This is a genomic window from Blastococcus jejuensis (assembly GCF_039534705.1).
Taxonomy (GTDB): domain Bacteria; phylum Actinomycetota; class Actinomycetes; order Mycobacteriales; family Geodermatophilaceae; genus Blastococcus_B; species Blastococcus_B jejuensis.
This window is the reverse complement of the sequence record NZ_BAAAVV010000005.1, coordinates 93898-117942: the sequence shown is the minus strand read 5'-3', so window position 1 is coordinate 117942 and position 24045 is coordinate 93898. Positions and strand designations below refer to the sequence as shown.

Sequence of the window (24045 nt, the reverse complement as noted above, 5' to 3'; positions counted from 1 at the left end):
GCGGCGGCGCGAGCTGCCGGCGGTGCCGCCGGCGCGGCCGCGTCCGGCGCAGCCGGAGTACCACCCGACGACGGAGATCGACCTGACCCGCGGGTTCCCGCCGGTCTCGAACGAGACCAGCGAGATCGACCTGTCGAAGGGCTGGCCGCAGCACCTGAAGGTGCCGCCGCGGCCGGAGCGGTCCCGGCCCACCGGCCGCGTGCTGGGCGTCGACGTCGGCACCGTCCGCGTCGGCCTGGCCCTCTCCGACCCGACCGGGACGCTCGCGAGCCCGCTCGAGACCCTCAAGCGAGCCAAGGACGGGTCCGATCTGGACCGGCTCGTGGCGCTCGTGGTGGAACACGAGGTGACCGAGGTAGTGGTGGGAGAGCCGGTGCACCTCTCGGGTGCGTCGGGCGCGTCCGCAGCGGACGCCGGCGATTACGCTCAGGCACTGGCCGACCGCATAGCGGATGTGCCCGTGCATCTGATCGACGAAAGGCTCTCGACCGTGACCGCAGCCAGTCACCTGCGTGCAGGCGGCATCGACAGCCGCAAGCAGCGCTCCGTGATCGACCAGGCGGCAGCCGTGGTCATCCTGCAACAGTTCCTCGACGGCAGGCGGGCCCGGTCGTGAGCGCGACCGGCGGGCCGGACCGACGGGGACGACACTCCTCGGCGGACGACGGCGCCGCCGGCGCCTTCCACCCCCGCGCCTACGAGGCGATGGCCTTCGACCCGCGCTCGTTCGAGGCCGGGGCCCGCCGCGACATGGCGCCCGGTCACGAGGCCCCCCGCTACGAGCCCTCGCGCTACGAGCCCAACCGCTTCGCGGTTCCGCAGTCTCGTATCCAGCCGGTCAGCACCTCCCGCGCCGACCTGCCGCGGCACTCCTTCGAGGCGGCCGAGCGCCCCACCGGTGGGCTCCGCCCCTCCCGCGTCCTCGACCGGTTCGCGGACGAGACCGGCCCCCTGGTCGAGCCCGAGTGGTGGGCCCACGGCTGCAGCGACGCCCCCGCGGGGCAGCTCAGCGCCCGGCACGGCCGGGACGACCGGCCCGCCGACCAGCCCCCGCAGCACTTCTCCGACACCGAGCACCCCTCAGCGCCGCTCCCGCCCCGCCCCGCGGGCGTGTGGGACCGGCTGCACCCCCGGCAGGACGTCCCGGCCGACGACGAGACGATCGCCAGCCCGCTGTTTCCCGGCCCGCACGCGGGGCGCCACGCCGAGCACTCCGACGACGTCACCGACGCGCACGACCTCGACCCCGCGATGTGGGACGACCACGACCACACCGGTGGGCTGGACGTCATCGGCGCCCACGTCGAGGACCACGGCCGCCGCCGGGGTCTGTTCCGCCGCCGGCGTGCCGCCGATCGGCACGACGCCGGGCACGACTTCGAGCACGACGCCGATGTCGATGCCGATCCCGACTACGCGCACGATGCCGACCAGCGGTCGGGCCGCTACGTCGACGAGCACCACGACGACGACCTGCGCGACGACGACCTGCACGACCACGACCTGTATGACCACGACCAGGACGCGCGCGACCACGACCTGCACGACGACCTGCACGACGACGAGATCCCGATCGCCCCGTACGACCCCCGCAGCGGACGGCGGCACCGCCGCCGCCGGCCGTGGGCCGTCATCGTGTCCCTGCTCGTGCTCGCCGGCCTGGTCGTGGGCATCGTCGTCGGCGGCCAGGCGCTGCTCGGACTGATCGACCCGTCCTCGCGCGACTACGCAGGTCAGGGCAGTGGAGAGGTCGAGGTGCGGGTCAAGGACGGCGACACGCTCAGCGACATCGCCCGCACGCTCGTCGACGCCGGGGTCATCGCCTCGATCGGTCCGTTCATCGACGCCGCCGAGACCGACCCCGCCGCGATGGGCATCCAGCCCGGCGTCTACGGCCTGCGCGAGAAGATGAGCGGCCAGGCGGCGCTCGACCGGCTGCTCGACCCCGTCGCGCGGCTGGTCTCCCGGGTCACCGTGCCCGAGGGGCTGACCGCCGCGGCCACCCTGGCCCGGCTGGCGGACGCCACCGGCGTGCCGGTCGAGGAGCTGCAGGCGGCGGCGACCGCCGACCCCGCCGCATTCGGTCTGCCGGCCTGGACCAACGGGTCGCTCGAGGGCTTCCTGTTCCCGGCCACCTACGACTTCGAGCCGGAGACGCCCGCGGTCGAGATGCTGCGGGCGATGGTCGCGCGGGCCAACCAGGCGTTCACCGAACTGCAGATCCCGGCCGACCGGCTGCAGGAGGTGCTCACCGAGGCCAGCATCGTGCAGGCCGAGGCAGCCTCGCCCGAGGACATGGCCAAGGTCGCCCGGGTGCTGGAGAACCGCATCGCCATCGACATGCCGCTCCAGCTGGACACGACGGTCAACTACGCCAACGGCAAGAGCGGTATCACGACGACCGCGGAGGACCGCGCCAATCCCTCGCCGTACAACACCTACGTGCACTCGGGCCTCCCGCCGGGGCCGATCAGCAACCCCGGCGAGGTGGCGCTGCAGGCAGCGCTCGCCCCGGCCGACGGGAACTGGCTGTTCTTCGTCGTCGTCGACCCGGACACCGGCGAGACGCGGTTCGCGGCCACGGCCGAGGAGCACGCGGCGAACGTGGAGATCTTCCGGCAGTGGCTGCGGGAGAACCCCGAAGGATGAGGGCAGCGGGATGAGGACAGCGGGATGAGGGCAGCCGTCCTCGGCCGCCCGGTCTCGCACTCGCTCTCCCCGTTGCTGCACCGGGCGGCGTACGCGGCGCTCGGGCTCACCGACTGGACCTACGACGCCCTCGACGTCGGTGCCGAGGACCTGACGCCACTGCTCGCCGGGCTCGGCGAGGAGTGGCGCGGGTTCTCGGTGACGATGCCGTGCAAGCAGGCGGCGGTCGACGTCGCCGACGAGGTCGAGCCGCTGCCGCGGCTGCTGCACGCGGCGAACACGCTGGTCCGCACGGAGACCGGCTGGCGCGCGGAGAACACCGACGTCACCGGCGTCGGCATGGCCCTGCAACTCGGCGGCGTGGAGCAGGTCGACCACGCGGTGCTCGTCGGTGCCGGGGGGACGGCGGCGGCCGCGGCCGTCGCGCTCTCGTCGCTGGGGGCCCGGCACGTCGACGTCGTCGTCCGGGAGCCGTCCCGGGCAGCGGACCTGCGGCGGGTCTTCGACGTCCTGGGGGTGTCGACGACCGTCACCCCGCTGGCCGCCGCCGACCTCGCCGCTCCCGTGGTCGTCAGCACCGTTCCCCTCGCCGCGCAGCCCGACCTGCTCGCCCTGCCGTGGCGCTCGGAGCAGACCGTCCTCGACGTGCTCTACGCGCCCTGGCCGACCCCGCTGGCCCAGCGCGTGGCCGCCGTGGGCGGCACGGTCATCGGGGGGCTCGAGGTGCTGTTCTGGCAGGCCACCGTCCAGGTGGAGCTGTTCACGGGGCAGGCCGCGCCGATCGGCGCCATGCGCGCGGCGCTCGACGCCGCCGTCACCACCCGCTGACCTCCCGGTGGAGGTGACCCGGCCGGTCCTGCTCGGCGCCGCGCTCGTGTGCGCCGTCGCCGTGGGCCCGTGGCTCGCGGTCGTCGCCGCCCGGCTGGCGGCCCGCGACGACGCCGCGCGCCCGACCGCGGCACGGACCGTGGTCGTGACGGCGGTCTTCGCCGCGCTGCTCGCGGGGGCCGCCCTGCTCACCGGTCTGCGCCCCGCCGGTGCCGCGTTCGCATGGGCCGCCGGGGCGGCCGTCGTGCTCGGGGCGGTCGACCTGGCCACCCACCGGCTGCCCGACCGCGTCACCTACCCGGCGGCCGTCGTCGTCGCGACCGCCCTGCTCGTCGACGCCGCCGTCCACGACACCTGGCCGGCCCTGCTGCGCGCGGTGCTGGCCGGCGCGGCCGCGTTCGGGGTGGCGGCGCTGGCCGCGGCCATCTCCCCGGCCGGGCTCGGCTTCGGCGACGTCAAGCTGCTCGGCGTGCTCGGCCTGCTGCTCGGCTGGGTGGGGTGGGGCGTGCTGCTCGCCGGGGTGCTCCTCGGGCTGCTGACCGGTGCCCTGGTCTCGGTCGGGTTGCTCGTCACCCGCCGGGTCGGCTGGCGGTCCGCCATCCCCTTCGGCCCGCCGTTGATCGCCGGCGCTGTGTTCGCACTGGCGTTGACCGGTTCGGCCGCGCTCGGCTGAGCCGCCGCTGCCGGGGCCGCGGTCCTCGCCTGGCAGAATCCCGGGCATGTTGCGCTGGCTGACCGCAGGGGAGTCGCACGGTCAGCAGCTCACCGCCGTGCTCGAGGGGCTGCCCGCCGGGGTGGAGGTGCAGACCTCCGACATCGACGCCGCGCTGGCGCGGCGCCGGCTGGGTCACGGCCGCGGCGCGCGCATGTCCTTCGAGCAGGACGAGGTCACCCTCACCGGCGGTGTCCGGCACGGCCGCACCCAGGGCGGGCCCATCGCGGTGCAGATCGGCAACACCGAGTGGCCCAAGTGGCAGACGGTCATGTCCGCCGACCCGGTCGACGCCGAGGTGCTCGAGGGGCAGGCGCGCAACGCTCCGCTGACCCGGCCGCGCCCCGGCCACGCCGACCTCGCCGGCATGCAGAAGTACGGTTTCGACGACGCCCGGCCCGTGCTCGAACGCGCGAGCGCCCGTGAGACCGCGGCCCGGGTGGCCCTCGGTGCGATCGCGGCGGCGTTCCTGCGCCAGACGGTCGGCGCCGAGGTGGTCAGCCACGTCGTGGGCATCGGACCGGTGGTCGTGCCCGACGGGGTGCTGCCCGGGCCCCAGGACAACCCGCTGATCGACGAGGACCCGGTGCGCTGCGCCGACCCGGCGACCAGCGAGCGCATGGTCGCCGAGATCGACGACGTCCGGAAGAACGGCGACACCCTCGGCGGCGTCATCGAGGTCGTCGTCCACGGCCTGCCGCCGGGCCTGGGCAGCCACGTGCACTGGGACCGGCGGCTGGACTCCCGCCTGGCCGGCGCGCTGATGGGCGTGCAGTCGGTGAAGGCGGTCGAGGTCGGTGACGGGCTCGAGACGTCCCGGCGCCGCGGCTCGGTCGCGCACGACGAGATCGAGCTGGTGGATCCGGTGGGCGGCCAACACCGCGTGCAGCGGCTCACCGACCGGGCCGGGGGCATCGAGGGCGGCATGACCAACGGCGCGGTCCTCCGGGTCCGGGCGGCGATGAAGCCGATCTCCACCGTGCCCCGCGCGCTGGCCACCATCGACACGGCGACCGGCGAGCCGGCCGTGGCGATCAACCAGCGCAGCGACGCGTGCGCGGTGCCGCGCGGCAGCGTCGTCATGGAGGCGATGGTCGCCCTGGTGCTCGCCGACGCAGTCCTGGAGAAGTTCGGCGGCGACTCGGTGGCCGAGACCCGCCGCAACGCGCGGGCCTACCTCGACGCCCTGCCCTACCGGTGATGGCACCCCTGCTCGTCCTCGTGGGGCCGCCGGCGTCGGGCAAGACCACCGTCGGGACGGCGGTCGCCGCTGCCCTGGGCGCGGAGTTCCGCGACACCGACCGGGACATCGAGGCGAAGGCCGGCGCGACCGTCGCCGACGTCTTCGTCGAGCACGGCGAGCCGCACTTCCGCGCGCTGGAGGAGGTCGCGGTGGCTCAGGCGCTGGCCGAGCATGCCGGCGTCCTCGCCCTCGGCGGTGGCGCGGTGACCAGTGCCGACACCCGCGCCCTGCTGGTCGCCTATGGCCGGGCAGGGGGCACGGTGGTCTGGCTCGACGTGGACCTGCGCTCGGCGGCCAAGCGGGTCGGGCTGTCCCGCGACCGTCCGATCCTCGGTGTCAACCCGCGCGCGATGCTGCGGACCATGCTCGAGCAGCGCGCACCGCTCTACGGCGAGGTCGCGACCCGCACCGTCGTCACGAGCGACCGCCGTCCGGACGACGTCGTGGCGGAGATCCTCGGGTCGCTCCCAGGGACCGCACGGTGAGGCGCATCCAGGTGCAGGGGCCGCAGCCCTACGAGGTCGTCATCGGCGGGGGCGCCCAGGCCGAGCTGGGACGCGTGCTCGACGGTGCCGCGCGCGTCGCCGTGGTCCACGCGCCGCCGCTGGCCGCGGCCGCCGGGGCAGCGGTGGAGACGCTGCGGGCCGCGGGCCTCGCGGCGGAGACGGTCGTCGTCCCCGACGGCGAGGCGGCGAAGACCGCCGAGGTCGCCGCCGCAGCCTGGGAGGAGTTCGGTCGGCTCGGGCTGACCCGCTCGGACGCCGTCGTCGGCATCGGCGGGGGAGCGGTCACCGACCTGGCCGGATTCCTCGCCGCCACCTGGACCCGGGGCATCCGCGTCGTCCAGGTGCCGACCAGCCTGCTCGGCATGGTCGACGCGGCGGTCGGGGGGAAGACGGGCATCAACACGGCCGCGGGCAAGAACCTGGTCGGCGCGTTCCACCCGCCCGCGGCCGTGCTGGCCGACACCGACGCGCTGGCCGCGCTGCCCGAGGCCGAGTTCCGGTCGGGGCTGGCCGAGGTGGTCAAGTGCGGCTTCATCGCCGACGGCGTGATCCTGGACCTGCTCGACGCCGACCCGACCGGGCGGCGCGACACCGAGGAACTCGTGGCCCGCGCGGTGCAGGTGAAGGCCGACGCGGTGGGGGAGGACCTCTACGACGTGGGGCGCCGGGAGTTCCTCAACTACGGGCACACGCTGGCCCACGCGATCGAGCGCGTCGAGGACTTCGGCTGGCGGCACGGCGAGGCCGTCGCCGTGGGGCTCGTGTTCGCCGCCGAGCTCGCCGGGCAGGCCGGGCTGCTCACCCCCGCCCAGGTCGACCGGCACCGCGGCCTGATCGGGGCCATGGGCCTGCCCACGACGTACGCCGGCGACTGGGCGAAGCTGCAGGCCGTCATGCGCGTGGACAAGAAGGCCCGCGGCGCGTCGCTGCGCTTCGTCGTCCTCGACGGTCTGGGCAATCCCACGATCCTGACCGATCCACAACAGGCCTGGCTCGACGCCGCCTGGGCAGCCGTCTCTGATGAAGGAGCCCCCGCATGACGATCCAGGTGCTCAACGGCCCCAACCTCGGCCGGCTCGGCCTGCGCGAGCCGGAGAAGTACGGGACGACCACCTACGCACAGCTGGTCGAGCTGCTCGAAGCGACCGGCCGGGACCTCGGGGTCGAGGTGCAGGTGCGCCAGACCGATGACGAGGCCGAGATGCTCGGCTGGGTGCACGCGGCCGCCGACGCCGGCGACCCGGTGGTGCTCAATCCGGCGGCCTGGTCGCACACCTCGATCGCGCTCCGCGACGCGCTGGCCCAGCTGACCGCCGGGCTGGTCGAGGTGCACATCACCAACATCCACCAGCGCGAGGAGTTCCGGCACCACTCGTACGTGTCGGCCGTCGCCGACGGGGTGATCGCCGGGTTCGGGGTGCTCGGGTACGTGCTCGCCCTGCAGTGGATCGCCCAGCGGTGAGTGGGGCCGCCGAACGGCGCGACACGCTCCGGGCCACCGCCGCCGAGCGCGGGCTGGACGCCGTCCTGGTCACCAACCTGCTCAACGTCCGCTACCTGACGGGGTTCACCGGATCCAACGGTGCGCTGCTGGTGCGCACCGACGGGGCCGACCTGTTCGGCACCGACGGCCGGTACACGACGCAGGCCGCCGCGCAGGTGCCCGACGTCGAGGTGCTGGTCGACCGCGCCACCGTCGCCGCGCTCGCGGCCGAGGCGGTGCGGCGAGGCGCCGGGCGGATCGGTTTCGAGTCCCACGACGTCACCGTCGACGGACTGGCGATGCTCGAGAAGGTGCTGGCCGACACGGCCGCCGGGGGGACGGCCCCGGAGCTGGCGTCGGTCCGACGGGCGGTCGAGGCCCAGCGGGCGATCAAGGACGACGACGAGATCGAGTCGCTCCGCCGGGCCTGCGCGGTCGCCGACCAGGCGCTCGCCGAGCTGGCCGCGGAAGGGGCCCTGCGCCCCGGCCGGACCGAGCTCGAGGTGGGCCGGGAACTCGACGCGCGGATGCTGCGGCTGGGGGCCGAGGCGCCGTCGTTCGAGACGATCGTGGCCACCGGGGCCAACTCGGCGATCCCGCACCACCGGCCCGACGCCACCGTCCTGCGCGACGGTGACTTCCTCAAGCTCGACTTCGGCGCGACCGTCGACGGCTACCACTCCGACATGACCCGCACCGTCGTGCTGGGGCACGCGGCCGACTGGCAGCGGGACATCTACGAGCTGGTGGCCGCCTCGCAGGCCGCCGGCCGGGCCGCGCTGGCCGTGGGCGCCGACGTCGTCGCCGTCGACCAGGCAGCCCGCGACGTCATCGTCGCCGCCGGGCACGGGGGGCACTTCACCCACGGGCTCGGGCACGGTGTGGGCCTGGAGATCCACGAGGCGCCCGGCATCGGCCCCCTCGGCGCGGGTACGCTGGCCGCCGGAATGGCCGTCACCGTGGAGCCGGGCGTCTACCTGCCCGGCCACGGCGGTGTCCGGATCGAGGACACCTTGATCGTCACGGACGACGCGCCCGAGTTGTTGACCCTCACGAGCAAGGAACTGCTGGTCCTCTGATGGCTACCACCAACGACCTGAAGAACGGCATCGTCCTCAACCTGGACGGCCAGCTCTGGACGGTGACCGACTTCCAGCACGTCAAGCCCGGCAAGGGCGGCGCCTTCGTGCGGACGACGCTGAAGAACGTGCTCTCGGGCAAGGTCGTCGACAAGACCTTCAACGCCGGCACCAAGGTCGAGACCGCCAACGTCGACAAGCGCTCGATGACCTACCTGTACAAGGACGGCTCCGACTTCGTCTTCATGGACGGCGACACGTTCGACCAGATCCACGTGTCGGCCGAGACGGTCGGCGGGGGCGCGGACTACCTGCTCGAGAACACCGAGGTGATCGTCGCCGTCCACGACTCGACGCCGCTGTACGTCGAGCTGCCCGTCACCATGGAGCTCGTGGTCGAGCACACCGACCCGGGCCTGCAGGGCGACCGCTCCACCGGCGGCACCAAGCCCGCCACGCTCGAGACCGGCGCCCAGATCCAGGTGCCGCTGTTCATCACCACCGGCGAGAAGCTGAAGGTCGACACCCGCGACGGCCGGTACCTCGGCCGCGTCAACTGAAGTCCCGGTAGCTGCACATGGCCGCACGCACCAAGGCGCGCAAGCGCGCCGTCGACGTCCTGTACGAGGCCGACGTCCGTGGCGGCGACCGGCTCGCGGTGCTCCGCGACCGGATCGAGACGGGCAACCCGCCCGTGCCGGAGCACACCGTGCGCCTGGTCGAGGGGGTCGCCGAGCACGCCGGCCGCATCGACGCGCTGATCGAGCAGCACGCGTCGAACTGGTCGCTCGACCGCCTGCCCGACGTCGACCGGGCGATCCTGCGCATGGCCGTCTTCGAGCTGCTCTGGGCCGAGGACGTCCCCGACGCCGTGGTCATCGACGAGGCGGTGGAGCTGGCCAAGACGCTGTCCACCGACGACTCACCCGCCTACGTCAACGGCGTGCTCGGCGCGATCCTGGCCGCCGAGGTACCCACCCAGGCGTGAGGTCCGTGGACCTGGTCGCCCGGCTGGTCGACGTCGTCGACGAACGCCGGCGGCGCGATGGCCGCGTGCTCGTCGGCATCGACGGTCCGGACGCCGCCGGAAAGACGACCCTCGCCGGCCGGCTGTCCGCCGCGCTGCCGGGCCCCGTGCGCCGCGTGTCCGCCGACGACTTCCTGCACCCGAGCCACAAGCGGTACCGGCGGGGCGAACTCTCGCCGGAGGGGTACTACCGCGACTTGTTCGACCTGCCCGCGCTGATGCTGGCGTGTAGGTCCGCCGACGGACGGCAGGAGACCCTGGTCGTGGACGGGGTCTTCCTCCTGCGCCCGGAGTTGCGCTCGCTGTGGACGCTGTCGGTGTACGTCACCGTGCCGGAGGAGACGACCCTGCAGCGCGCGCTCGTCCGGGACGTCGAGTTCCACGGTTCCCCGGACGAGGTCGAGCGCAGGTACCGCGAGCGCTACCTGCCCGGTCAGGCGCTGTACCGGCAGGAGGCCGATCCGGAGGGGTGGGCCGACGTGGTCGTCGACAACACCGACCCCGCCGAGCCGCGGGTGCTGCGCTGGGACTGCTGACCCCCGGCGCCGTCAGTGCAGGTCGCGCTTGGCGAAGAGGGCCACGCCGATGGCGACGACCACCGTGGTGACCGCGGCCAGCAGGACGCCGCCCTGCAGGTTCGTGACCAGATACTCGGTGGGCTCCATCTGGCGCGCCGACTCCCAGATGTAGACGGTGTACCCGTCGGGCATGGCGAGCCCGATGGCGTTGTTCGTGAGCAGCCACGGTTGCCAGGTAGGCCGGAACGCGCCGACCGCCGTCTCGATGATGGCGAAGTAGACGAACCCGATGCCCAGCGACGCCCCGGTGTTGCGGACCACGTTGGCCAGCCCGAATCCGCCCACGGCGGCCAGGACGACGAGCAGCACACTGCGGGCCTGGGTGCCGAGCAGCTCGCCCCAGAAGCCATCGGGCAGGTCGGCGTCGGTACCGACGGTGGCCCGCAGGATGCCGGCCATGGCCAGCCAGGCGACCTGCGCGAGGACGCCGAGGGCCGCCGCGCCCAGCACCAGGACGCCGATCTTGGTGCCCATCACGCGCAGGCGCTGCGGCACCCAGAAGAGCAGGGCCACGATCGACCGGGTCGACCACTCGGCGCCGATCCACGTCGCCCCGATCAGGAAGGCGAGGACGGCGGCGGCCGCGCCGAATCCCACCGCGCCCCCGGAGGCCGAGGACTCGAGGTCGAACGGGGCCTTGGTCAGGAAGTCCTCGGCCCGGAATTCGTCGGCGGTCATCGGGGGCCCGCAGACCTCCTCCGGCGGCAGGTCCTCGGGACGGTTCGGGTCGTCCAGGCACTGTTGCCGGTAGAACTCCTGGTCCTCGACCATCTGCTCGATCTGCGCCTGTGCGTCGGCCCGGTCGGCGTCGGTCGGTTCGCCGAAGTTCAGCAGGCCGATCACCGTCGCGGCGACCCACCCGACGACCAGGAGACCGACCAGCACCTGGATGAAGCGGCGGGACCGGAACCGGTGCAGCTCGGCGCGGAACAGGCTGCCGGAGCGGGTGCGCTCGGCGGGCGGGTCGGCGGGGGCGGCCTGCGGCTGTTCCACGACGGTGCTCACGCGGCGCTCCCAGGGATCGGGTTCCCGGCGGTGGGGTGGTCCTGGGTGATCGCCAGGAAGGCGCTCTCCAGGTCGGGCGTCGCGCGGGTGAGCTCCTCCAGCCAGTGACCGTGTTCGGCGAGCAGGCGGGTGATGTCCGCGGGCGACGTCACGGCGTGCACGACGATCACCGACCAGTCGGGGGAGCCGTCGGGGAAGGTGCCGGGGGAGACCCGGAACCCCGCGCCGGTGATGACCGCCGCGGCCGCGCTCGGGTCGGGCACCCGGACCCGCACGTCGGACGACGCGGCGGCGGCCAGCACCTCGTGCACCGGTCCGGAGGCGACGCAGCGACCACGGGCGAGGATCGACACGTGATCGGCCACCTGCTGGATCTCGGCGAGCAGGTGGGAGGACAGCAGCACCGTCGTCCGCCCGTCACGGCCCAGCCGGCGGATCAGCTCGCGGACGTCACGGATGCCGGCCGGGTCGAGGCCGTTGCTCGGCTCGTCGAGGATCAGCAGGCGCGGTGACTTGAGCAGTGCGGCGGCGATGCCGAGGCGTTGCTTCATGCCCAGCGAGTAGCCCTTGAACCGGTCGTCGGCGCGGTCCCGCAGGTCGACGATCTCGAGGCACTCCTCGACGCGGTTGCGCGAGACCCCTGCGGTCTCCGCCAGCAGCTGCAGGTTGAGCCGGCCGCTGAAGTTCGGGAAGAACAGCGGCGTCTCGACCAGTGCACCCACGCCGCCGATGACCTCGGGAAGGCCGGCGGGCACGGGACGGTCGAGCAGCCTGATCTCACCGTCGCCGTCGGAGGCCACCAGGCCGAGCAGCACGCGGATCGTCGTCGTCTTGCCCGAGCCGTTGGGCCCGAGGAAGCCGTGCACCCCGCCGTTCTCGACGACGAGGTCGAGCGAGTCCAGCGCCTTCTGCGGCATGCCGCCGCGGCGCCGGTAGGTCTTGGAGACCCCGGCCATCTGTACGGCGGGCATGCGCCCCTCCTCGCTCCGGGTACCGATCGGGGGCACCTTGGCACACGGGGAGCCCTGTCGGCCGCCGACGACACGTGCCGAGACCGAATCGATCCGTTACTGATGGGGCGGGCTGCTAGTGCGTGAGCTTGAGCCCGACCACGCAGCCCACGATGCCCACGAGCAGGAGCACCCGGACCACCGAGGCCGGCTCCTGCCCGGACCACATCGCGTACCCGGCGGTCAGCGCGGCACCGACACCGACCCAGACGGCGTAGGCGGTGCCGATCGGGAGACCCCGCATGGCGTAGGCGAGACCGGCCATGCTGCCCGCCAACGCCACCGCGAAGACGATGGTCGGCAGGGCGCGGGTGAAACCGTCCGACCGGCCCAGGGCGGTGGCCCACACGGCTTCGAGCACGCCGGAGAGGATGAGGACGAGCCAGTACACGGTGTCTCCCAGGGGACGCCGTCTTGTCGCTGTCCGGGTACGGCGCACTCGTCCGGGAGTCCGGTTCCGGACCCGTCCCGATCCTCGCACGGGTTCGGACGCGCGGCCGGTGACCATCGCCACCAGGTGCCGCCGTCAGACATGGCGAGGGCCCCGACCGCGGTGCGGTCGGGGCCCTCGTCGTGCTCGATCAGCGGGGAGAGCGGCGGCGCTCCCAGTGCGGGTCGAGCTCGTCGTCCAGCTCGTCGCCGCCCATGCTGGCGATGCCCTCCATGCCGGGGGAGAGGACCCCCCACTCGATGAGCCGGGAGGTGAGCTCGTCGGGGCTCATGTCGTAGATGATCGCCAGCGACTTGAGGTCCTCCGCGCGGATGGAGAGGACCTTGCCGTTGTAGTCGTGCCGCTGCGCCTGGATGGTCGAGGCGTAGCGGGCGAGCGGGCCGGCCTCGTCGGCGGGCAGCGAGCCCAGCGACTCGAGGTTCAGCACGATCTTGGTGTTGGTGGTGACGGCGGAGCTGGGGCGCGGGTCGGGCAGCAGCTCGGACACCGGCACGCCGTAGAACACGGCGAGCTCCGAGAGCCGCTGGACCGTGACGGCGCGGTCGCCCCGCTCGTAGGACCCGACGACGACGGCCTTCCAGCGGCCGTGCGACTTGTCCTCCACTCCCTGCAGGGACAACCCCTGCTGGTTGCGGATGGCGCGGAGCCGGGCGCCGAGCGCCCGTGAGTAGTCGGTACTCATCGCTGTCCTGCTCACTGTCCGTCGTCTCGGGAAGGTCAAGTTCGTCACGCAGCGTACTGGTCAGGGGGATCACGCAACACCCGGCCACTCCTCCCGGGTAGGTCATCTACCTGCTACGCAGCGTGCGGGCGCGCCGCCGCCGAGCGCCCCGATGCCCGGTCGGGGTCTCCCGTGCGCGTGCAGTACCGTCGTCGGCGGTCCACATCACTCCTTTAACGACCCGTCCAGTGAGGCGGGGAAGGAGGCCTCATGGCCAGCTCTCCCGAGCCTGCCCGGAATCCCGTGTCCGGTGCCCTGCTCTCCTCTGCCGACGTCGCCCGCGTGGTCGATCGGATGGCCCACCAGCTCATCGAGCGGTGCGCCCGGGGCGACGACAGAGCGATCGATTCCGCTGCGACCGACGGCGGCCTCTCCGATCTCGTCCTCGTCGGCATCCCGACCCGTGGGGCCCCGCTCGCCCGGCGGCTCGCCGCCCGCGTCGAGGCGTTCTCCGGCACGCCGATCGACGTCGGCACCGTCGACATCACGCTCTACCGCGACGACCTGCGGCTGCGCGGCGTCCGGGCGCTGGAGTCGACCGTGCTCCCCGACGCCGGTATCGACGGCCGCCTGGTCGTCCTCGTCGACGACGTCCTCTACTCCGGCCGGTCGGTGCGTGCCGCGCTCGACGCCCTGCGCGACCTCGGCCGCCCGAAGGCGGTCCAGCTGGCGGTGCTGGTCGACCGCGGCCACCGCGAGCTGCCGATCCGCGCCGACTTCGTCGGCAAGAACGTGCCGACGTCGCGGAGCCAGCAGGTGAAGGTGCATCTCGCCGAGACCGACGGCGTCGACGAGGTGCTCGTGACCGAGGGGGAGCCCGCATGAAGCGCCACCTGCTCGAATCGTCCGACCTCGACCGCGCCGACGCGACCCTCGTGCTCGACACCGCGGCGCAGATCGACCAGGCGCTGGCCGGGCGCGAGGTCAAGAAGCTGCCGACGCTGCGCGGCCGCACGGTGGTGAACCTCTTCTTCGAGGACTCCACCCGCACCCGGATCAGCTTCGAGCTGGCCGCCAAGCGCCTCTCCGCCGACGTCATCAACTTCTCGGCGAAGGGCAGCAGCGTCTCCAAGGGCGAGAGCCTCAAGGACACGGCACTCACCCTCGAGGCGATGGGTGCCGACGCGATCGTCGTCCGCCACCACGCCTCCGGGGCGCCGCACCGGCTGGCGAACTGGGTGAAGGGGAGCGTGGTCAACGCCGGCGACGGCACCCACGAGCACCCGACCCAGGCGCTGCTCGACGCCTACACGATGCGCCGCCGGCTCGGCCGGCTCGAAGGCCTGCGCGTCGGGATCGTCGGCGACGTCCTGCACAGCCGGGTCGCGCGCTCCAACGTGCGGCTGCTGCACACCCTCGGCGCGGAGGTCACCCTCGTCGCCCCGCCCACCCTGCTGCCGGTCGGCGTCGGCAGCTGGCCCGCCGACGTCTCCTACGACCTCGACTCGGTGCTGCCGAAGGTCGACGTCGTGATGATGCTGCGCGTGCAGGCCGAGCGGATGAACGCGTCGTTCTTCCCGAGCGCCCGCGAGTACAGCCGCCGCTACGGCCTCGACGCCCGCCGGATGGCCACGCTCGCCGACGACGCGATCGTGATGCACCCGGGCCCGATGAACCGCGGGATGGAGATCGCCGCCGAGGTGGCCGACTCCGTCCGGTCCACGATCGTCGAACAGGTCGGCAACGGGGTCTCCGTGCGCATGGCCGTGCTGTACCTGCTGCTCGGAGGGGCGCCCGCATGACCATGCCCACCAAGACCGGCTCAGCAGGGCCACGCGTCCGTACGCCGCTCGGCAAAGGAGTCGATCAGTGAGCAGCTACCTGATCAAGCGGGCGAGGCCGCTCGGCGGCGAGGCCGCCGACATCCTGGTCGCGGACGGTCGGATCGCCTCGATCGGTGAGAACCTGACCGTGCCGGGTGCCGAGGTGATCGAGGCCGACGGGCTGATCGCGCTGCCCGGCCTGGTCGACCTGCACACCCACCTGCGCGAGCCCGGCCGCGAGGACGCCGAGACCGTCGAGACCGGCAGCCGCGCCGCCGCGCTCGGCGGGTTCACCGCCGTGCACGCCATGGCCAACACCGACCCGGTCGCCGACACCGCCGGCGTCGTCGAGCAGGTCTGGCGGCTCGGGCAGGAGGCCGGTCTGGTCGACGTCGTCCCCGTCGGGGCGGTGACCGTGGGCCTCGCGGGCGAGCGACTGGCCGAACTCGGGGCCATGGCCGACTCCGCGGCACGTGTCCGGGTCTTCTCCGATGACGGGCACTGCGTCGCCGACCCGGCGTTGATGCGCCGGGCGCTCGAGTACGTGAAGGCCTTCGACGGCGTCGTCGCCCAGCACGCAGAGGAGCCGCGGCTGACCCTCGGGGCCCAGATGCACGAGGGCGACCGGTCGGCCCGCCTGGGCCTGGCCGGCTGGCCGGCCGCTGCCGAGGAGGCGATCATCGCCCGCGACGTGCTGCTCGCCGGGCACGTCGGCGCCCGGCTGCACGTCTGCCACGTCTCCACCGCCGGCTCCGTGGAGCTGCTGCGCTGGGCCAAGGCGCGCGGCGTGCAGGTCACCGCGGAGGTCACCCCGCACCACCTGCTGCTCACCGACGCGTGCGCCGAGTCCTACGACCCGGTGTTCAAGGTCAACCCGCCGCTCCGGACGGCCGAGGATGTCGCCGCCCTCCGCGCCGGGCTGGCCGACGGCACGATCGACGCCGTCGCCACCGACCACGCCCCGCACGCGGTGGAGGACAAGGAGAGCGAGTGGGCCGCGGCCCGGCCCGGCATGCTCGGGCTCGAGCAGGCGCTCTCCGTCGTCGTCGAGACCATGGTCGAGACCGGCCTGCTCGACTGGCAGGGGGTCGCCGACCGCATGTCGACCCGGCCGGCGGTCATCGGCCGTCTCACGGGCCACGGCCGCCCGCTGGCCCCCGGCGAGCCGGCCAACCTGCTGCTGTTCGATCCCGCCGTCCGGGCCACCGTCGACCCGGCGGCGCTGGCCAGCCGCAGCCGCAACAGCCCCTACGCCGGCCGGGAACTGCCCGGCCGGGTGGTCCACACGTTCCTGAGAGGTGTTCCGACGGTGACCGACGGCAAGGCGAACCGGTGAGCGACGCGATCCTGGTCCTGGAGGACGGACGGAGCTTCCGCGGCGACGCGTACGGCGCCATCGGGACGACGGTCGGCGAGGCGGTGTTCGCCACCGGGATGACCGGCTACCAGGAGACGCTGACCGACCCGAGCTACCACCGGCAGGTCGTCGTCATGACCGCCCCGCACATCGGCAACACCGGGGTCAACGGCGAGGACGACGAGAGCTCGCGGATGTGGGTCGCGGGCTTCGTCGTCCGCGACCCGGCCCGCCGCCCGGCGAACTGGCGCTCCACCGGCAGCCTGGACGACGAGCTGGCGAAGCAGGGCGTCGTCGGCATCAGCGGCATCGACACCCGCGCGCTGACCCGCCACCTGCGCGACCGCGGCGCCATGCGGGTCGGGATCAGCAGCGAGCGGACGGATATCGACGAACTGCTGGAGAGGGTGCGCGCGTCCGAGAGCATGGTGGGCGCGGACCTCGCGCCGCAGGTGAGCACCGACGAGCCCTACGTCGTCCCGGCGGTGGGGGAGAAGCGGTTCACGATCGCCGCGCTGGACCTCGGCATCAAGACGGCGACCCCGCGGCACCTGGCCGAGCTCGGCGTCGAGACCCACGTGCTGCCGGCGACCGCCACGGCGGCGGACCTCCTGGCCGCCGGACCCGACGGCGTCTTCCTCTCCAACGGGCCGGGCGACCCGGCCGCTGCCGACTACGCCGTCGCGGCGGTGCGGGGCGTCCTCGACGCCCGCCGGCCGCTGTTCGGCATCTGCTTCGGCAACCAGATCCTCGGCCGCGCCCTGGGCCTGGGCACCTACAAGCTGCGCTTCGGCCACCGCGGGCTCAACCAGCCGGTGCTCGACCGGGTCAGCGGCACGGTGCGGGTGACCAGCCACAACCACGGCTTCGCCGTCGACGCGCCGCTGGAGGGCCACGCCGACACCCCCTACGGGCGGGTGGAGGTCAGCCACGTCGGGCTCAACGACCAGGTCGTCGAGGGTCTGCGCTGCCTCGACGTGCCGGCCTTCAGCGTCCAGTTCCACCCCGAGTCGGCGGCCGGCCCGCACGACGCCGCCCCGCTCTTCCAGCGGTTCGTCGACCTGATGGAGGAGAACAAGGGTGCCTAAGCGGACCGACATCGAGCACGTCATGGTGATCGGCTCCGGGCCGATCCTGATCGGCCAGGCCGCGGAGTTCGACTACTCCGGCACCCAGGCCTGCCGGGTCCTCCGCGCCGAGGGCCTGCGGGTCAGCCTGGTCAACAGCAACCCGGCGACGATCATGACCGACCCCGGCATCGCCGACGCCACCTACGTCGAGCCGCTGACCCCCGAGTTCGTCGAGAAGGTCATCGCCAAGGAGCGGCCCGACGCGCTGCTGGCCACCCTCGGCGGGCAGACCGCGCTCAACATCGCGATCGGGCTGTACGAGAACGGCGTCCTCGAGAAGTACGGCGTCCAGCTCATCGGCGCCGACGTCGACGCGATCAACCGCGGCGAGGACCGCCAGATGTTCAAGGACATCGTCCGGTCGATCGGCGCCGACGCCCCGCGCTCCACGGTCTGCGCGAGCGTCGAGGAGGCGATCGCCACCGCCGAGGAGGTCGGCTACCCCGTCGTCATCCGGCCGAGCTTCACCATGGGCGGCCTCGGTTCCGGCATCGCCACCGACGAGGCGATGCTGCGCCGCATGGCCGGCCACGGGCTGGCCGACTCCCCGGTGCACACGGTGCTCATCGAGGAGTCGGTGCTCGGCTGGAAGGAGTACGAGCTCGAGCTGATGCGCGACCGCAGCGACAACGTTGTGGTCATCTGCTCCATCGAGAACATCGACGCGATGGGCGTGCACACCGGCGACTCGGTGACCGTCGCCCCGGCGATGACGCTCACCGACCGCGAGTACCAGCAGATGCGCGACGTCGGCATCGCGGTGCTGCGCGCGGTCGGGGTGGACACCGGCGGCTGCAACATCCAGTTCGCCGTCCACCCCGAGACCGGCCGCCTGGTCGTCATCGAGATGAACCCGCGCGTCTCCCGCTCGAGCGCCCTGGCCTCGAAGGCCACCGGCTTCCCGATCGCCAAGATCGCCGCGAAGCTGGCCATCGGCTACACCCTCGACGAGATCACCAACGACATCACCGGCGTCACGCCGGCGGCGTTCGAGCCGACGCTGGACTACGTCGTGGTCAAGATCCCGCGGTTCGCCTTCGAGAAGTTCCCCGGCGCGGACCCCCGGCTGACCACGACGATGAAGAGCGTCGGCGAGATCATGTCCATGGGGCGCAACTTCGCCGAGGCGCTGGGCAAGGCGATGCGGTCGACCGAGACGAAGGTCGCCGGCTTCTGGACCGGCCCGGCCGACGGGCGCTCCGCCGAGGAGCTGCTGGAGGCGCTGCGCACCCCGGTCGACGGCCGGCTCTACGTCGCCGAGGCCGCGCTGGCCGCCGGGTCCAGCGTCGAGGACGTCGCGGCGGCCAGTGGTTTCGATCCGTGGTTCGTGGACCAGATCGCGCTGGTGTCCGAGATCGGGGCGCAGGTGCGCGAGGCGCCGTCCCTCACGCCGGAGCTGCTGCGGAGGGCCAAGCGGTTCGGGCTGTCCGACCGGCAGGTGGCGGCGCTGCGGCCCGAGCTCGCCGGTGAGGACGGCGTCCGGACGCTGCGCTGGCGCCTCGGCATCCGGCCGGTCTACAAGACGGTCGACACCTGCGCCGCGGAGTTCGCCGCGCAGACGCCGTACCACTACTCCTCCTACGACGAGGAGAACGAGGTGCGGCCACGCGAGAAGCCGGCCGTGCTGATCCTCGGCTCCGGGCCCAACCGGATCGGGCAGGGCATCGAGTTCGATTACTCCTGCGTGCACGCGGTCATGGCGCTGCAGGACGCCGGCTACGAGGCGGTGATGGTCAACTGCAACCCCGAGACCGTCTCCACCGACTACGACACCGCCGACCGGCTGTACTTCGAGCCGCTGACCTTCGAGGACGTGCTCGAGGTCGTCGAGGCGGAACGGGCGGCCGGGCCGGTGGCGGGGGTCATCTGCACCCTCGGCGGCCAGACGCCGCTGGGTCTGGCGCAACGGCTCAAGGACGCCGGGATCCCGGTGCTGGGCACCTCACCGGAGGCCATCGACGCCGCCGAGCACCGCGGCTCGTTCTCCCGCGTGCTGCACGACACCGGGCTGTCCGCCCCGAAGCACGGCATGGCGACGACGTTCGACGAGGCCCGTGAGATCGCCGCGGCCGTCGGGTACCCGGTGCTGGTCCGGCCCTCCTACGTGCTGGGCGGCCGGGGCATGGAGATCGTCTACGACGACGCCACGCTCGAGGCCTACATCGCCAAGGCCACCGACGTCAGCCCGGAGCACCCGGTGCTCGTCGACCGGTTCCTGGAGGACGCCGTCGAGATCGACGCCGATGCCCTCTACGACGGCACCGAGCTCTACCTGGGCGGGGTCATGGAGCACATCGAGGAGGCCGGCATCCACTCCGGCGACTCCTCGTGCGCGTTGCCGCCGATCACGCTCGGCTCGGCCGACATGATCAACATCCGGGCCGCCACCGAGAAGCTGGCCGCGCGGATCGGCGTCCGCGGGCTGATGAACGTCCAGTACGCGCTCAAGGACGACATCCTCTACGTGCTGGAGGCCAACCCCCGGGCCAGCCGCACGGTGCCGTTCGTCTCCAAGGCCACCGCCGTCCAGCTGGCCAAGGCGGCGGCGCGGATCGCGGTGGGCGAGTCGATCGCCGACCTGCGCGCGGCCGGCGTCCTGCCCGCCAGCGGTGACGGCGCGGACCTCCCCGACGACATGCCGATCGCGGTCAAGGAGGCGGTGCTGCCGTTCCACCGGTTCCGCACCGAGGAGGGCCATGGCGTGGACACCGTGCTCGGCCCGGAGATGAAGTCCACCGGCGAGGTCATGGGCCTGGACTCGGAGTTCGGGCGGGCCTTCGCCAAGTCCCAGGCCGCGGCCTACGGGTCGCTGCCCACGGAGGGCACCGTCTTCGTCTCGCTGGCCAACCGGGACAAGCGCTCGGCGATCTTCCCGGTCAAGCGGCTCGCCGACCTGGGCTTCCGGGTGATGGCGACGTCCGGCACCGCCCAGGTGCTCCGTCGCAACGGCGTCGACTGCGAGGTCGTCGGCAAGTACAGCGAGGGCCCCGGCAACTGCGTCGAGAAGATCCTGGCCGGCGAGATCGACATCGTCGTCAACACGCCGTTCGGGTCCCCGGGCAACGGCGGGCCGCGGCTGGACGGCTACGAGATCCGCACCGCCGCCGTGGCGGCCGGGATCCCGTGCATCACCACGGTGCAGGGCATGGCCGCCGCCGTGCAGGGGGTGGAGGCGCTGCGCCGCGGTGAGATCGGCGTCCGCAGCCTCCAAGAGGTGCACGCCGCCCTGACGGGACGCCGCGCGTGAAGGGCCAGAATGGCCATTCTGGCGCGCTGACCGCGCCGGCTGCGAAGGCCGAACACCCGCCGGTGCAGCGGGTGGCGGAGGTGGTCGGCCGTCGGCCGGTCAACGCCTACACCGAGCTGCGGCTGGCCGCGCCGGAGATCGCCGCCACCGCCGTCCCCGGGCAGTTCGTGGCCTTCGCCGTCGGTGGTCCGCTCTCGGGAAGCCTGCTGCGCCGCTCCATCGCGATCGCCGGCACCGGCGACGGCGTGGTGACGGTGGTCGTGGCCGCCCACGGGCCGGGCTCGACCTGGCTGGCGGGGCTGCAGACGGGGGACGTCATCGACGTCGTCGGGCCGCTCGGCCGGCCGTTCCCGATGCCCGCCCCCGGCACGCCGGCTCTGGTGGTCGGCGGCGGGTACGGGGCCGCGGCCCTGGTCGGGCTGGCCGAGCGGCTGCGCGCGACGGGCTCGCCGGTGACCGCGATCGCCGGGGCGGCCTCGGCCGACCGGTTGTGCTCGGTGGAGGAACTGGGGTCCGTCGCCGACGAGGTCGTCGTCACCACCGACGACGGCAGCGCCGGACGCCGGGGCTGGGTCTCCGAGCCGGCCGCGGAACTGATCGCCGACGTCGGTGTCGTCTACGCGTGCGGGCCGATGGGCATGCTGCGGGCGGTCGGCGAGCTGGCCACCGCGGCGGGGGTGCCGAGCTATGTCGCCGTCGAGGAGTCGATGGCCTGCGGGATCGGGGTGTGCATGACGTGCGTGCTGCCGGTGATCGGGGAGGACGGCCGCAGCCGGTTCGCCCGGTCGTGCGCCGAGGGGCCGGTGTTCGGCGGGGACCGGGTGCGCTTCGCCGACGTCGGGAAGCTGCCGTACGACCTCGTGGGTGCCGACGCGATGGGAGTGGTGGCGCCGTGACCGCCGTCGAGACCGCGGTGGACATGGGGACGGCGATCGGGTCGGTGCCGATCCCGAGCCCGGTGCTCACCGCCTCGGGCTGCTCGGCGTTCGGCCGCGAGCTGGAGCCCTTCGTCGACCTGACCGCGATCGGCGCCGTCGTCACCAAGTCGGTGCAACTGCGCCCGCGCTCGGGCCGGCCGACCCCGCGGATGGCCGAGACGCCGAGCGGGATGCTCAACTCGATCGGCCTCCAGGGGCCGGGCATCGACGGTCTGCTGGCCGAGGAGCTGCCCTGGCTGGCCGAGCGGGGCGTGCGCTCGCTGGTCTCGATCGCCGGCACCCGCGTCGAGGACTTCGCCGAGCTGGCCGAGCGGCTGCGCGGCGTGCCCGGGGTGCTCGGCCTCGAGGTCAACATCAGCTGCCCGAACGTGGAGAGCCGCGGCGAGGTGTTCGCCTGCGACCCGGTCGCCGCCTCCGACGTCATCGCCGCGGTGCGGGCCGCCGCCGACCCGGCGCACCCGGTCTACGCCAAGCTCAGCCCCGACGTCACCGACATCGTCTCCGTCGCCCGTGCGGTGACCGACGCCGGGGCCGACGGCCTGTCGATGATCAACACCCTGCTCGGCCTGGTCATCGACCCCGACACGATGCGCCCGGTCCTCGGGGGGATCACCGGCGGGCTCTCCGGCCCGGCGATCCGCCCGGTCGCGCTGCGCTGCGTCTGGCAGGTGCACGCGGCGCTGCCGCAGGTGCCGATCCTCGGCATGGGCGGCATCCGCACGGGGCTCGACGCGCTGCAGTTCGTCCTCGCCGGAGCCTCGGCGGTGAGCGTCGGGACGGCGGTGTTCAACGACCCCTCCGCGCTCGGCCGGGTGCACGAGGAGCTGGCGGCCGCGCTGTCCGCCCGGGGGTTCGCCTCGCTCCAGGACGCCGTCGGCCACGCGCACCGGCCGGTGGACGCATGACGCGCCCCGGCTTCGCCGACGGCCCGCGGTTCGGCGAACGGCTGGCCCGCGCGGTGGCCGAGCGCGGACCGCTGTGCGTCGGTCTCGACCCGCACCGGTCGCTGCTGATCGACTGGGGGGTCGGCGACGACCTCGACGGGCTGCGCCGCTTCACCGAACTCGTCGTCGAGGCGCTGGCCGGCTCCGTCGCCGTCCTCAAGCCGCAGATGGCCTTCTACGAGCGGTTCGGGTCGCGGGGGATCGCGGTCCTCGAGGAGGCCGTGGCCGAGATCCGGTCCGCCGGCGCGCTGGTGCTGCTCGACGCCAAGCGCGGCGACATCGGCTCGACCATGGAGGCCTACGCCGACTACCTGCGCAGCGACCATCCGATGCAGGTCGACGCGATGACGGTCAGCCCCTACCTCGGCCCGGAGTCCCTGGCGCCGGCGCACCGCACGGCCAGGGACTTCGGAGGCGGTCTGTTCGTGCTCGCCCGCACGTCGAACCCCGACGCCGGCACCTTCCAGCACGCGGTCGTGGGGGACCGGACCGTGGCGCAGTCCGTCGTCGACACCGTCCGCGGCTGGAACACCCCGGACTGGCTGGTGACCGACCCGCCGACCGACATCGCCTCGTTCCGTGATCAACGGAGCTCCTGGGGGGCTTCGACCGGCTCGTTCGGCGTCGTCGTCGGGGCCACGCTGCCGGAGCTCGACGTCGACCTCGACAGCCTCGGCGGGCCGATCCTCGCCCCGGGACTGGGCGCGCAGGGCGGCTCGCCGGCCGACCTGCGCCGGCTGTTCGGCACCGATCGCGCCGTCCTGCCCACCGTGTCGCGCGGCGTGCTGGGGGCCGGTGCGGACCCGGGCGCCCTGCGGGTGGCCGCCGACCGGTGGGCCACCGAGCTCTCCGCATGAGGCGGGCCCTGCCGTGGCTGGTCGCCGCGCTGGGCGGCGTCCTGGCGGTGGCGGGCGTGGCCGTCTTCGCCTCGGCCAACTCTTCGGGCGTCGGCTGGGCCGGGTACATGAGCGAGGCGCCCCTCGAGCCGATCACCGAGGCCTACCAGAGCGACCTGATCCTGTTCTCCGACGGTGCGGTTCTGTGGACCCGGCAGCACGCCCTCGGGGCGGTCCTGGTCGTGCTCGGCCTGCTGGTGCTGGCCGGGTTCGGCGGATGGCTCCTCGGGCGTCGCCGGGCGCGTGGCAGCACCCTCGGCTGAGCCGTCCGGCGTGTCGTGCCCCGGCGTGTCGCACAGTGCCGCTCGCCGGGCGGCCCGTGGAGCGGCATCCGGAACCGCCTCGTCCGGATGCCGCTGACCTGCGGGCATCACGCATCGTCACTGCGTACGTGAACGACGCGTGAACGCGACGACACGCGCGTGACGGAAAGTCGCGCACAACCCACGTGACCAGCGGATTTGCCGGGAACTAGGTT

General features: G+C 73.4%; 25 protein-coding genes and 1 riboswitch. Of the genes, 21 read left to right on the top strand and 4 right to left on the bottom strand.

The features are described from left to right. Positions 1 to 22 precede the first annotated feature (22 nt). Genes ruvX through ABD644_RS12025 form a run of 12 tightly spaced genes read left to right on the top strand, consistent with a single transcriptional unit; the run spans position 23 to position 10063 of the window. Positions 23 to 616, top strand: coding sequence for a Holliday junction resolvase RuvX (ruvX, locus tag ABD644_RS12080; protein ID WP_344689137.1), 594 nt, complete (start codon positions 23 to 25; stop codon positions 614 to 616). Further along, positions 613 to 2649 carry an endolytic transglycosylase MltG gene (mltG, locus tag ABD644_RS12075; RefSeq protein ID WP_344689136.1) on the top strand — a complete coding sequence of 679 codons (2037 nt, stop codon included), beginning with the start codon at positions 613 to 615 and terminating at the stop codon, positions 2647 to 2649. Before ruvX ends, mltG begins: the two co-directional genes overlap by 4 nt. Positions 2650 to 2673: 24 nt before the next feature. After that, positions 2674 to 3477, top strand: coding sequence for a shikimate dehydrogenase (locus ABD644_RS12070; RefSeq protein WP_344689135.1), 804 nt, complete (start codon positions 2674 to 2676; stop codon positions 3475 to 3477). A gap of 13 nt (positions 3478 to 3490) precedes the next feature. Then, a complete protein-coding gene (locus tag ABD644_RS12065) occupies positions 3491 to 4150 on the top strand; it encodes a prepilin peptidase (protein ID WP_344689134.1) in 660 nt (219 codons plus the stop codon). 46 nt (positions 4151 to 4196) lie between these two features. Beyond that, a complete protein-coding gene (gene aroC, locus ABD644_RS12060; protein ID WP_344689133.1) occupies positions 4197 to 5390 on the top strand; it encodes a chorismate synthase in 1194 nt (397 codons plus the stop codon). After that, the gene (locus tag ABD644_RS12055) at positions 5390 to 5917 is read left to right on the top strand and encodes a shikimate kinase (protein WP_344689132.1); all 528 of its coding nucleotides are present in this window, start codon (positions 5390 to 5392) and stop codon (positions 5915 to 5917) included. The genes aroC and ABD644_RS12055 overlap by 1 nt, the downstream gene beginning before the upstream one ends. Continuing rightward, positions 5914 to 6978: a 3-dehydroquinate synthase gene (gene aroB / locus ABD644_RS12050; RefSeq protein WP_344689131.1), complete on the top strand. Its 1065-nt coding sequence runs from the start codon at positions 5914 to 5916 to the stop codon at positions 6976 to 6978. Before ABD644_RS12055 ends, aroB begins: the two co-directional genes overlap by 4 nt. Next, positions 6975 to 7400 carry a type II 3-dehydroquinate dehydratase gene (gene aroQ / locus ABD644_RS12045; protein WP_344689130.1) on the top strand — a complete coding sequence of 142 codons (426 nt, stop codon included), beginning with the start codon at positions 6975 to 6977 and terminating at the stop codon, positions 7398 to 7400. The genes aroB and aroQ overlap by 4 nt, the downstream gene beginning before the upstream one ends. Further along, positions 7397 to 8500: a M24 family metallopeptidase gene (locus tag ABD644_RS12040; protein WP_344689128.1), complete on the top strand. Its 1104-nt coding sequence runs from the start codon at positions 7397 to 7399 to the stop codon at positions 8498 to 8500. The genes aroQ and ABD644_RS12040 overlap by 4 nt, the downstream gene beginning before the upstream one ends. Next, positions 8500 to 9060: an elongation factor P gene (gene efp, locus ABD644_RS12035; RefSeq protein ID WP_344689126.1), complete on the top strand. Its 561-nt coding sequence runs from the start codon at positions 8500 to 8502 to the stop codon at positions 9058 to 9060. Before ABD644_RS12040 ends, efp begins: the two co-directional genes overlap by 1 nt. Positions 9061 to 9077: 17 nt before the next feature. After that, complete coding sequence (gene nusB / locus ABD644_RS12030; RefSeq protein ID WP_344689125.1) at positions 9078 to 9488, top strand: transcription antitermination factor NusB; 411 nt, start codon at positions 9078 to 9080, stop codon at positions 9486 to 9488. Further along, positions 9485 to 10063 carry a nucleoside/nucleotide kinase family protein gene (locus tag ABD644_RS12025; RefSeq protein WP_344689124.1) on the top strand — a complete coding sequence of 193 codons (579 nt, stop codon included), beginning with the start codon at positions 9485 to 9487 and terminating at the stop codon, positions 10061 to 10063. Before nusB ends, ABD644_RS12025 begins: the two co-directional genes overlap by 4 nt. 12 nt (positions 10064 to 10075) lie before the next feature. Here the strand turns inward: ABD644_RS12025 and ABD644_RS12020 are convergent, their stop codons facing one another. From ABD644_RS12020 to bldD, 4 genes are all read right to left on the bottom strand, one after another. Further along, positions 10076 to 11110 (bottom strand): hypothetical protein, encoded by a 1035-nt coding sequence (locus ABD644_RS12020; RefSeq protein ID WP_344689123.1) that lies wholly within the window; start codon positions 11108 to 11110, stop codon positions 10076 to 10078. Continuing rightward, positions 11107 to 12081, bottom strand: a complete 975-nt coding sequence (locus tag ABD644_RS12015; RefSeq protein WP_344689122.1) for an ABC transporter ATP-binding protein — start codon at positions 12079 to 12081, stop codon at positions 11107 to 11109. Before ABD644_RS12015 ends, ABD644_RS12020 begins: the two co-directional genes overlap by 4 nt. 115 nt (positions 12082 to 12196) lie before the next feature. After that, the gene (locus ABD644_RS12010; RefSeq protein ID WP_344689121.1) at positions 12197 to 12511 is read right to left on the bottom strand and encodes a DMT family transporter; all 315 of its coding nucleotides are present in this window, start codon (positions 12509 to 12511) and stop codon (positions 12197 to 12199) included. A gap of 12 nt (positions 12512 to 12523) precedes the next feature. Continuing rightward, positions 12524 to 12588: riboswitch (guanidine-III (ykkC-III) riboswitch) on the bottom strand. A 113-nt stretch (positions 12589 to 12701) separates the two neighbouring features. Further along, a complete protein-coding gene (gene bldD, locus ABD644_RS12005) occupies positions 12702 to 13253 on the bottom strand; it encodes a transcriptional regulator BldD (RefSeq protein ID WP_344689120.1) in 552 nt (183 codons plus the stop codon). A gap of 249 nt (positions 13254 to 13502) precedes the next feature. Here bldD and pyrR point away from each other — a divergent pair, with 249 nt between their 5' ends. The 9 genes from pyrR to ABD644_RS11960 all read left to right on the top strand — a co-directional run bounded on the left by pyrR (position 13503) and on the right by ABD644_RS11960 (position 23830). Further along, positions 13503 to 14117, top strand: coding sequence for a bifunctional pyr operon transcriptional regulator/uracil phosphoribosyltransferase PyrR (pyrR, locus tag ABD644_RS12000; protein ID WP_344689118.1), 615 nt, complete (start codon positions 13503 to 13505; stop codon positions 14115 to 14117). Continuing rightward, positions 14114 to 15034, top strand: a complete 921-nt coding sequence (locus ABD644_RS11995; RefSeq protein ID WP_344689117.1) for an aspartate carbamoyltransferase catalytic subunit — start codon at positions 14114 to 14116, stop codon at positions 15032 to 15034. Before pyrR ends, ABD644_RS11995 begins: the two co-directional genes overlap by 4 nt. A 67-nt stretch (positions 15035 to 15101) precedes the next feature. Beyond that, positions 15102 to 16391: a dihydroorotase gene (locus ABD644_RS11990; protein ID WP_344689116.1), complete on the top strand. Its 1290-nt coding sequence runs from the start codon at positions 15102 to 15104 to the stop codon at positions 16389 to 16391. Then, positions 16388 to 17500, top strand: coding sequence for a glutamine-hydrolyzing carbamoyl-phosphate synthase small subunit (gene carA / locus ABD644_RS11985; protein ID WP_344689115.1), 1113 nt, complete (start codon positions 16388 to 16390; stop codon positions 17498 to 17500). Before ABD644_RS11990 ends, carA begins: the two co-directional genes overlap by 4 nt. Next, positions 17493 to 20789 carry a carbamoyl-phosphate synthase large subunit gene (gene carB, locus ABD644_RS11980; protein ID WP_344689114.1) on the top strand — a complete coding sequence of 1099 codons (3297 nt, stop codon included), beginning with the start codon at positions 17493 to 17495 and terminating at the stop codon, positions 20787 to 20789. Before carA ends, carB begins: the two co-directional genes overlap by 8 nt. Continuing rightward, positions 20786 to 21685, top strand: a complete 900-nt coding sequence (locus ABD644_RS11975) for a dihydroorotate dehydrogenase electron transfer subunit (RefSeq protein WP_344689113.1) — start codon at positions 20786 to 20788, stop codon at positions 21683 to 21685. Before carB ends, ABD644_RS11975 begins: the two co-directional genes overlap by 4 nt. Continuing rightward, a complete protein-coding gene (locus ABD644_RS11970; protein WP_344689112.1) occupies positions 21682 to 22632 on the top strand; it encodes a dihydroorotate dehydrogenase in 951 nt (316 codons plus the stop codon). Before ABD644_RS11975 ends, ABD644_RS11970 begins: the two co-directional genes overlap by 4 nt. Next, positions 22629 to 23528, top strand: a complete 900-nt coding sequence (pyrF, locus tag ABD644_RS11965) for an orotidine-5'-phosphate decarboxylase (RefSeq protein ID WP_344689110.1) — start codon at positions 22629 to 22631, stop codon at positions 23526 to 23528. Before ABD644_RS11970 ends, pyrF begins: the two co-directional genes overlap by 4 nt. Continuing rightward, complete coding sequence (locus ABD644_RS11960; RefSeq protein ID WP_344689109.1) at positions 23525 to 23830, top strand: hypothetical protein; 306 nt, start codon at positions 23525 to 23527, stop codon at positions 23828 to 23830. The genes pyrF and ABD644_RS11960 overlap by 4 nt, the downstream gene beginning before the upstream one ends. Positions 23831 to 24045 lie beyond the last annotated feature (215 nt).